This window comes from Homoserinimonas sp. (assembly GCF_056262345.1).
In genome coordinates, this window is sequence record NZ_JBACFR010000147.1 from 1 (window position 1) to 9233 (window position 9233).

A 9233-nucleotide genomic window follows, 5' to 3' on the forward strand; every position below is an offset into this window, starting at 1 on the left:
GCTGGGCACAAGCAGCATCAGCGCCACGCAGTTTGAGGCACACAACCCCAACTACATTGGCGGCGACATCTTCGCGGGTAGCTTGGGGCTTGCCCAGCTGGTCAAGCGCCCCATCGTCTCGCGCACCCCCTGGCGTACTCCCGTGCGGGGTCTCTACCTCGGCTCCGCCGCCACCGCACCGGGCCCCTCAGTTCATGGGATGAATGGTTGGTACGCGGCCGAGCTGGCGTTGCGCGACCACTGGGGCATCGCCGCACCGTTCGGCGCATAGCGCTGTGGGGTGGAGCCGGCACGGGGCGGTCTTGGCGTGGCGCTATCGGCGGGGGCGCTACTGAGCCCAGACGCCGGAGCTGCCCCGGCGGTGACTCTGCAGCAGGTGGGTGTCGACGATGCCCACGGCCTCCATCAGGGCGAACATCGTCGTGGGGCCAACGAAGGTGAACCCGCGCTTCTTGAGTTCTCGAGAGAGCGCAATTGATTCTGGCGATGTGGTTGGCACATCGGCCGATGTCACGGGCCGAGGGGTGCGCTCTGGCCTGAACGACCAGACGAGATCGACGAGGCCGCCGCTCTCGCGGAGGGCGACGGTGGCGCGAGCGTTGGTGATCGTGGCCGCGATCTTGAGCCGGTTGCGCACGATCGTGGCATCGGCCAGGAGCCGGGCGGTTTCGCTCGCGCCGTAGCCGGCCACGACATCCGGCTCAAAGTTGTCGAACGCGGCTCGAAAGGCCTCCCGCTTGCGCAGGATCGTCACCCACGAGAGCCCCGCCTGAAAAGCCTCGAGACTGATGCGCTCGAACAGATCTCGTTCATTGCGGACGGGCATCCCCCACTCCGTGTCGTAGTACTCGCGTAACAGAGGATCGGCGGATGCCCACGCGGGCCTCGCGAGCCCATCGCTGCCCACCACAGCGGGGCTCACGCTGCACCCTCAAGGCCGAGCAGAATGCGCTTGGCTTCGAGACCGCCCAGGTAACCGCCGAGGGCGCCGTCGGATCTGAGCACCCTGTGACACGGCACGACAATGGGCAGTGGGTTTGTTGCGCACGCGCTGCCCACGGCCCGCACCGCACGAGGGCTGCCGGCCGCAGCCGCCACCGCCGCATAGCTCTCGGTGTGCCCGTAGCCGATCTGGTTGAGGTGCTCGAGCACCTGGCGTCGAAAGCCACGGGAAAGCTGCCAGTCGAGTGACACCTCAAACTGCTGCCGTGCACCCGCGAAGTAGTCGTCGATCTGGCGGGCTGCGCTATCGAGCCGCGACGGCGCCCGCACAATGCGCGGGCTCACTCGTGCCGCCAGCGACTCAAGCACCACATCATGGTCCTCGATCGCAAAGGCAACCCGCACCAGCCCGATTTCGGTCGCGGCCAACAGGATGCGTCCGACCGGGCTGTCGATCGTGCGCACAGCGACATCCAGAAGCTCGCGTTTGTCTGCCTCGGCCTCGAGCCTCGTATGAAGCCGCGACAGAGTCGCCTCGGCGATTGGCTCGAGAAGCCCATCAACGTCACGAAGCCTGTCGGATTCGAGAAGCCCATCGGATTCGAGAAGCCCGTCGGGTTCGAGAAGCCCATCAGCGGGGTGATCGGAGGTCATGATCGTCCTTTCTCACGAGGGGGTTGCGGGCCGCTCTCCAAGGGCGCATCTCCGCGCGCCCGTCGCAGGGCGGCGATGCCATCCGATGCCGCACGACGAACAGCCGCGGGGGTTGCCCCGACGATTTCAGCAATCTGTGGATGAGGGAGTCCCACGATGTAGTGGTACGCAACAGCCTGGCGCTGTCTGAGTGGCAGCTGTGCCACGAGAGGCCAGAGGTCATGAAAAGCGTCGCTTCGCTCGTCTGGGGAGGGAGCATCCGCCATCTCCGCCACCGGAATCGGTCGACGGGCCCGAGCCCTGAGGATGTCCAGCGACTTGCGGTGTGCGATCGTGACCAGCCACGCCTCGATATTGGAGCCGGTCGCAAGGCTCGGATACGCCTTCAGCGCCGCGAGGAACGTCTCCGACCAGGCATCGTCTGCATCGTCGTGCCCGACCACGGCACGGCAGACTCGCAAGACGGTGGCGCCGTGGGCGGCGACCGTCGATTCGAAGGGCGGGAGATGTTCCATCACTGAGAAGACGCTCACGCGGCCCGAAGTGTGAGGTCCCCGCGACCAACCGGATGCTGCATCGCCCCAGTATGGAGCCAGTGGCCGACATGAACGGCATGCGGCATCCATCCGGAAGGTGTTCAGCATTCCCCAGCCTGCCCGGCCTAGCGTGTGCCGCACCATCGGCAACCACGGCAGAACGAGGAGCAGCGCATGTCAGACTTCACCCCCGGCCAGGTGCATCACCACGAACCGCCCTACACAGTAGGGGTCTTGATCGGCAGCCTCGCCACTAACTCCATCAACCGATCACTGGCCAACGCTCTCATTCGCGTCGCCCCCTTTGAGTTTGAATTCGTGGAGATCCCCATCGGCAACCTGCCCCTCTACAGCTACGACTACGACGCCAACTATCCGCCGGAAGGGCAGGCACTCAAGGATGCGATCGCCGGAGTCGACAGCGTGCTGTTCGTGACGCCCGAATACAACCGCTCTATCCCCGGGCCGCTCAAGAACGCCATCGACTGGGCAAGCCGTCCGTGGGGCACCAACTCGTTCGCCCGCAAACCATCCGCCGTCATTGGCACCTCGCCTGGCGCGATCGGCACAGCAGTGGCCCAGCAGAGCCTCCGCAGCGTGCTCAGCTTCTGCGATTCGCCACAAATGAACTTTCCCGAGGGCTACATCCAATACAAAGATGGCCTCTTTACAGCGGAGGGCGACATAACGGATGCGGGAACAGAACAGTTTCTGCGGGAATTTATGCAGTCGTACTTTCAGTTCGTCACGAGGGTGCTCACCGTGATTCCCCGCTGACTGTGGCCTGCGCGTGGAGCTGGCGCTGCGCGCCCCGTCGATACGATGGAGGCCGACCACCTGGGAGGCCCGCATGACCATTACCGCCGCAGCCGACGGATCGGCCCTCGGCAACCCCGGGCCAGCAGGCTGGGCCTGGTATGTGAACGACGACTGCTGGGCGGCTGGCGGGTGGAAGCACGCCACCAATAACCAGGGCGAGCTCAAGGCCGTGCTCGAACTGTTTCGCGCCACCGCCCACATGGACGACGAACTCCACATCCTGTGCGACAGCCAGTATGTGATCAACTCGGTGACCAAGTGGATGCCGGGGTGGAAGAAGAAGGGCTGGCGCAAGAGCGACGGCAAGCCCGTGCTCAACGTTGAGCTACTCAAGGAGATCGACGCTGAGCTCGCCGGGCGGAACTACCGCTTCGAATGGGTGCGCGGCCATGTGGGCCACATCCTCAACGAAGCGGCGGATGCCCGGGCTCGCGCTGTGGCCGAGGCTTACCAACGCGGATCCGCGATCCCGTCGGGCCCAGGGTTCAGCTCACGGGCCGAAGAGCGCACGCCAGAAGAATCTGTAATCTCTGCGCTTTCCGATCTTGTTGACACCACTGAGCTTGCCCTGGTCACCGAGCGAGCCGAAGCGGCGACAGCTCCCTCGTCGACCGACCCGCTCGACGACGGTGCGCTATTTTCCCTCGACGAGGACGAGTGGCACACCGTCACGATCTCGCTCACGGAGGCAGAGCACAAGCGGCTCACCGCGCGAGCACGCGCCCTCGGAGTTACCCCTGACGATCTTCTGCGCAGCCTGATCTAACACGCCGGTTCCCTTGGCTGCGGTCCGGACGCAAGATGGGCCTAGCCCCGCACTGCGGCGGGCGGCGCTAGGGAGCAACGATGCGGTTCATGATCATGACCTTCAGCACCGAGAATGACGTCAAGGCGAAGCCACCGGAGTGGGCAGAGCGTGTTGCCTCATCGATGGCCAGGCTCGACGACGAGCTCGCGACATCGGGTGAGCTCGTCTATTCCGAAGTGCTCGAGTTCGGCGAGCACGGCTCGCTGATCGACCGTCACGGTGGCCACCATGTGGGCTCACTCGCGGGCAATCACACCCCGCTCGCGCGCTTCTGGGTCGTGCGCTGCGATGAGGCGCGCGCCGAAGAGATCGCCGCGGGCATCGCGCAAATCGTTGAAGCGGCGGTGGAGGTGCGACGAGTTCTCGAAGGGTTTCAGCGCCCGTGACCGGGCGCACAGTTCGCCGCAGAGCCGTCGTGCACGGCGAGGTGCAGGGCGTCGGCTTTCGGTGGAACGCCCGCGCAGCCGCTCAGGGTTTGGCGGTATCGGGATGGGTGCGCAACGCGCCAGACGGCACGGTCGAGGCCGAGATCGAGGGGGACGAGGCGAGCGTCGACGCCATGATCGAGTGGCTTCGCCATGGCCCTCCGTTCGCCGAGGTGAGGCGCGTCGAGGTGACGGACATCGCCGCGACGGACATCGCCGCGGCGGAACGTGACGGGGCGTCTCTCGACGGGGCAGCAGAGCCGCGCGGTTCCGGCGGGTTCGAGATCCGCGGCATCTAATCCACATCCTGCTCGATGAGCGTTATGAAGGCGCTCAGCTCCGCAACCCCGGCGGGAGTCGGGGGCAGATAGTCGACCAGGTCGGGAGAGTGCACGAGAAAGGCCGCCCACTGGGCTCGCGACACCGCCACGTTGAGCCGGTTGCGCATGAGCAGAAACGACATGCCCCGCGGAACATCGGCCGGTGCGGAGGCCGCCAGCGTGACGATGGCGACCACAGCCTCTTGCCCCTGAAACTTGTCGACCGTGCCCACTCGGACCTCGCTGTACCCCGCCGCAGCAAGGCCCTCTGCCACCCGCGCCACCTGCGCGTTGTAGGGCGACACGACGATGATGTCTCTCTGGCTGAGTGGCTCTGCGCTGCGCGCTGCAGAGGGGTCGCTCCAGGCCCGGCCGAGCGACGAGCGCACCAGGTCGATGACGGCCTCCGCCTCTTCTTCTGACTCGATTGAATTGCCGTGGTGGGCTACGCCAACCGGGTGCAGCCCAGGGGCGATGCCCTCAAGGTGCCGAAGCGATGCATCCGGATGCGCCGCCAGCTCACCCTCATAGGAGAGCGTGGAGACGGGGGCTGCCACGGCGGGATGCATGCGGCGACTGGAGGCGAGAAAGTAACCGAGCTCCCCGGGCAGAACGTCGTGCCCGTCGCTGATCCAGCCGAGGGCTGAACCATCTACGGGTTCGGGATGCAGCCCTTGGCTCACCTGCGGAAGCTGCTGCGGACCGCCGAGCAGCAGCAGATTGCGGGCGGCAACGCTCGCGGCGATTGTGGAAGCGAGCGAGAATTGCCCGGCCTCGTCGACGACCAGCAGGTCGAGTGACCTCCGCGGCACCCGCGCAGGATTCGAAAAGTCCCAGGCCGTTCCACCGACGACATATCCCCTCGCTTCGTTGTCGAGGGCAAAAAGGAGGTGTCCATCTCGCGGCAGAGCCGTGAAGGCGACATCGGCGTCGGGGTCGGCGACAACCTTGCCGACTCGCTCCTGGGGCAGTCCGGCCTTCTCGACGATCGCGGAGAGCAGGTTCTCCACGACGGCGTGCGATTGGGCAACCACACCGATCTTCCAGCCGTGGCGGGCAACCAGCTCGGCAATAACATGGGCGCCAAGATAGGTCTTGCCGGTTCCGGGCGGGCCCTGCACCGCCAGATAGGAGCTGTCGAGGTCGAGCAGGCTCGCCTCGACGGCGTGAACGAGCGCGCCGTTCTCCATCAGGGCTCCGCTCTGAACCAAAGCATCCCGGTGGGCAACGAGGCCCTTGCCGCTGAGCGTTCGCGGTTCACGACGGCGCAGGATGTCTACAGCGGCATCCTGTGGCCAGTCGGGCTGGGCATCAACTATCGCCTGAGCCCATGACTCGATCGCCGGTTTTTGCTGCCCTGCAGGCGGAGGCGACGCGGGCGTGAGCGCGACCGGCAGCGCGCGGTATGGCTCCACTCCCGCCCTCAAGGTCTCTTCGATCAGAATGCTGTCGTCGTCGGATTCGAGTACCGAAACGGTGCGCGCCCATCGCGCTCCCGGGTCCGCCATGGGGTCGACAACGGGTGCGGGTTGGTCATAGAGAACAAAAGGTTGGGAAGCCCCGCCTGCCGAGAGCTTCGAGCCGGGCCCCCAGGTTCCCGTCAGCCTCACATGGCGGCGGTCACTGCGTTGCCTGCCCTCCCGAAACCAATCGCGTTCCACGCGAGCAGAGTCGACGACAAGCACGTCGCGCGTGTCTGCCCATTCGTCGATCGGCTGAACCAACCGGGCAAAATGACCCCACCAGAATGTCTTGTGCTCCCTGCGGTGATAGTCGAGCGCCGCGAGCGCGAATGCGGCGGCCGTGCGATCGGCCGAGCGATGAGGATCGAGGGGGTCGCCTGCGATGGCGGCGAGCGAGTCGTGCAGCGGCGTCGGGGCGAGTTCGGCGGGCTCGTCCGCATCGACTGCGCCGACCGGGGTGACGCCGTGTGCGCTGGCAAGTCCGAGCAGCCAGTCTCGCAGCCGAAGGGTCGAAACGCAGTCGTATCGGTTGTAGTCGGCGATCTCATCGAGTTTGGCCTGCTGCGCCGCAGGGTCGCCATCCATACCGAGCTGCATGGCATCCGCATATTCCGTGATCGAGGCAGCAGCCGTTGCCACCTCCATCCCCGTTCGACCGGCGTCGCCCATATAGAGCGGCTCGAGATATTTGATCGAATAGGAGCGAGACCCCACCCGCACCGCCTTGCGCACGACGGGGTAGAGATCCACGAGCACGTGGTCTCTCAGCAGCTGATCGACCTCCTCCTCGCCGATTCCATGGCGAGCGGCGAGGCTCGAGAGGTGCGTGCGTTCGTAGGCAGCGTAGTGATAGACGTGCAGATCGGGATGGCGCTTTCTGCGCTTGGCGAGGTCGTCGAGAAAAGCCCTCAGCGCGAGGCGCTCCTGCTCAAAGGTGTGAGCCCAGAAGGAGCTGAAGTGCTCTTTCTCATCGACCAGGCCGAAGAGGTAGTCCAGCCCCCACCGCGTGGAGTCGCCCTCCGTATAGAGCGGATCGCCCTCGAAATCGAAGAAGATGTCGCCGGGCGAGGGTTGTGGGATTGCACCCAGCGCCTCAGCGTTGACGACCCGGAATGGCGGGAGCGGTTTGCCCCCGTCGGCGGCCGGCGGCGCTTCGAGCTGCAGCAGCGCTTGCTCGCGCAGGGCATCGAGAGCCGAGTCGCCGATGCCCTCGATCGACCCTCTCGAATGGGCCAGAGCCTCGATTGTGGTGACCCCGGCATCCGCCAGCCTCGCCCGCTGGGTTAGGCGCAACCCAGCGACCAGAAGCACGTCACGCGTTGCCGCAATCGCAGCCTCGCAGTGCGCGCACTGACCGCACACGGAGTAGCGCGGGTCGCCCCACGCGACGGGCCCCCGCTCGGCAATCCGGTCGCGGATGATGCGGTGCAGCCGAGCGCGTCGGTGGCGGTACACGGGCGCGATGTCGGCGAGTCGATGCTCACTTGTGCTGCCGTCGCCGAGGAGAAGCTCCACGGTGTTCGCAACCGGCACTCCGATGCGGGCAAGCTGCTCCGCATATGCGGCAAGCTGGAGCAGGGCCGTCACTTTCGCGCTGCGCGCGAGCTTCGTGTCCTGAACAAGGTAATGGCCGTCGGCGGTGCGCACGATGAAGTCGGCAAACCCTACGAAGGCGATGTCGACATGGTCGTCGCCCTCCTCGACGGCGGTGCCGTCGTCTGCAGCGCCGTCGTCTGCGGCGCCGTCGTCTGCAGCGCGCTCGTGGAAGGTCGCTTGAAACACCACGGGCACCTCTGAGGCAAACGCCTCAATCGTGGCGGCGACGGCGTCGTCGAGCGCCTGTCGATCGCGCACATCGGGCCGCTCGATCTCGACGACCCCGGGGCCGTGCGCGGCGCGAAGTTCGCGGAGCACACGCTCCTCGTGTTCATCGCCGAGCCTGCCGGTTCGTGCCAGCATGGCGTCGGTCTCTTCGACCAGGGCGACGATGCGCCCGAGCTTCGCATCGAGGCTCCGAAGAAACGCGAACTCGCACTTCGACGCTATCGTCAGGTCGCTCGCACTCGTGTAGACGACCCGACGCACCGTGTCTTCGACAATAAACATCAGGCAGCCCCCTGCACGATTTCGCTCCAACCGCCGTCGGTAACCCGAATGCCGAGGCTTGCGGGGATTTGCTCCTTCATCGCCTCGACATGACTGATGAGCCCGATCGTGCGCCCGCCCGCCCGCAGCGAATCGAGGGTGCCCATCGCGATCTCAAGAGTGTCACCATCGAGGGATCCGAATCCTTCGTCAACGAAGAGGGTGTCGAGCGTTATGCCGCCGCTCTGCGCGGTGACGACCTCGGCAAGGCCCAGTGCGAGGGCAAGCGACGCCAGAAACGTTTCGCCGCCCGATAGCGAATGCGTGGGCCGCGCACGCCCCGTGTGCTGATCGAGAATGGCAAGGCCGAGCCCCGACTGAGTCTTGCGAAACTGCACCGAGTCATCATGCTGCAGTTCGTAGCGGCCTGCCGTCATCGTGCGCAGCCTGCCGTTGGCGGCGGCAACGATCTCTTCGAGCTGCGCCGCGAGCACATACGTTTCGAGTCGCATGCGGCGCGTGTTGGCACCCTTGCCCTGCACTGCTGCGGCGAGCCCGGCGATCTGCTCGTACTCGGCCGCTAGGGCTTCTGTTTCTGCACTGCGAGAGCGCACATCGGAGATGAGCGTATGCATCTGCGCGTGACGTTCGGCGATGATTCCACGCTGGCTGTTGGCCTCGGAGAGGAGCGCCCTGGCAGCGTCGCGGGAGGATTCCGCCTGCGTTGTATCGATCGGCTCGTCGGGCAGGCCAGCGAGCTCCGGCTCCGCGAGCGTCGCCCGGGCGATGTCGTCCGCACGCTCATGGGCTCGGATGCTCTGCTCCAGGGCGGTGCGCTCCGTCGCGGATACCGCAGCGTGCTCTGCGTGCTCCGCCGATTCGAACCCGTGCTGCGCGAGCTGTTCCGCCAGTGCCTCGGCTGCGGACGCCCGGGCGGCTACCGCGTTGTGGTGGGCGGTCATTGCCTCGAGCAGAGCGCGAGCGGCCGTGATCGTGGCGCGCAACGCATCGCTTCTGGCGGCGACGCTGGTGTAGTCCGCGCGGTGACGGGCCACCCTGTCGGCAATGGCGGCCCGACGCTCCTCCAGGCCCGTTCTGCTGCGGTCGGCAGCATCCCGCTGTTCACGGAGGCTCTGAAGAACGGAGCCAAGCTCCGCCAACTCGGCGGTGAGCGTGGCGTG

The 9233-nt window shown here is 66.1% G+C and carries 8 protein-coding genes and 2 pseudogenes; 5 read left to right on the forward strand and 5 right to left on the reverse strand.

Annotated elements, in window-relative coordinates:
- Positions 1–271: pseudogene (locus AC062T_RS07235) on the forward strand (dehydrogenase); the annotation flags it as partial.
- Between the two features lie 57 nt (positions 272–328).
- On the opposite strand, the gene AC062T_RS07240 reads toward AC062T_RS07235, so the two are convergent.
- From AC062T_RS07240 to AC062T_RS07250, 3 genes are read right to left on the reverse strand one after another with little or no spacing between them, the layout of a single operon-like run.
- A complete protein-coding gene (locus AC062T_RS07240; RefSeq protein ID WP_476028690.1) occupies positions 329–922 on the reverse strand; it encodes a DNA-3-methyladenine glycosylase I in 594 nt (197 codons plus the stop codon).
- Positions 919–1596 (reverse strand): methylated-DNA--[protein]-cysteine S-methyltransferase, encoded by a 678-nt coding sequence (locus tag AC062T_RS07245; protein ID WP_476028692.1) that lies wholly within the window; start codon positions 1594–1596, stop codon positions 919–921. Before AC062T_RS07245 ends, AC062T_RS07240 begins: the two co-directional genes overlap by 4 nt.
- On the reverse strand, positions 1593–2129 hold the full coding sequence (locus tag AC062T_RS07250) for an RNA polymerase sigma factor (RefSeq protein WP_476028694.1): 537 nt from the start codon (positions 2127–2129) through the stop codon (positions 1593–1595). Before AC062T_RS07250 ends, AC062T_RS07245 begins: the two co-directional genes overlap by 4 nt.
- Positions 2130–2306: 177 nt before the next feature.
- Here AC062T_RS07250 and AC062T_RS07255 point away from each other — a divergent pair, with 177 nt between their 5' ends.
- The 4 genes and pseudogenes from AC062T_RS07255 to AC062T_RS07270 all read left to right on the forward strand — a co-directional run bounded on the left by AC062T_RS07255 (position 2307) and on the right by AC062T_RS07270 (position 4483).
- Complete coding sequence (locus tag AC062T_RS07255) at positions 2307–2909, forward strand: NADPH-dependent FMN reductase (RefSeq protein WP_476028696.1); 603 nt, start codon at positions 2307–2309, stop codon at positions 2907–2909.
- Between the two features lie 73 nt (positions 2910–2982).
- Positions 2983–3438 (forward strand): annotated as a pseudogene (locus AC062T_RS07260) (RNase H family protein); the annotation flags it as partial.
- A gap of 359 nt (positions 3439–3797) precedes the next feature.
- The gene (locus AC062T_RS07265) at positions 3798–4145 is read left to right on the forward strand and encodes a YciI family protein (RefSeq protein WP_476028698.1); all 348 of its coding nucleotides are present in this window, start codon (positions 3798–3800) and stop codon (positions 4143–4145) included.
- On the forward strand, positions 4142–4483 hold the full coding sequence (locus AC062T_RS07270; protein ID WP_476028699.1) for an acylphosphatase: 342 nt from the start codon (positions 4142–4144) through the stop codon (positions 4481–4483). The genes AC062T_RS07265 and AC062T_RS07270 overlap by 4 nt, the downstream gene beginning before the upstream one ends.
- Here AC062T_RS07270 and AC062T_RS07275 read toward each other — a convergent pair.
- Positions 4480–8073 (reverse strand): TM0106 family RecB-like putative nuclease, encoded by a 3594-nt coding sequence (locus tag AC062T_RS07275; RefSeq protein ID WP_476028701.1) that lies wholly within the window; start codon positions 8071–8073, stop codon positions 4480–4482. The genes AC062T_RS07270 and AC062T_RS07275 overlap by 4 nt on opposite strands.
- Positions 8073–9233 (reverse strand): SbcC/MukB-like Walker B domain-containing protein (locus AC062T_RS07280; protein ID WP_476028703.1); only part of this gene is annotated, 1161 nt, incomplete at its 5' end. The genes AC062T_RS07280 and AC062T_RS07275, both read right to left, overlap by 1 nt.

Coding starts and splice junctions, on each gene's coding strand:
- AC062T_RS07245 (WP_476028692.1), bottom strand. CDS start 1,596: ATGACCTCCGATCACCCCGCTGATGGGCTTCTCGAACCCGACGGGCTT.
- AC062T_RS07255 (WP_476028696.1), top strand. CDS start 2,307: ATGTCAGACTTCACCCCCGGCCAGGTGCATCACCACGAACCGCCCTAC.
- AC062T_RS07265 (WP_476028698.1), top strand. CDS start 3,798: ATGCGGTTCATGATCATGACCTTCAGCACCGAGAATGACGTCAAGGCG.
- AC062T_RS07275 (WP_476028701.1), bottom strand. CDS start 8,073: ATGTTTATTGTCGAAGACACGGTGCGTCGGGTCGTCTACACGAGTGCG.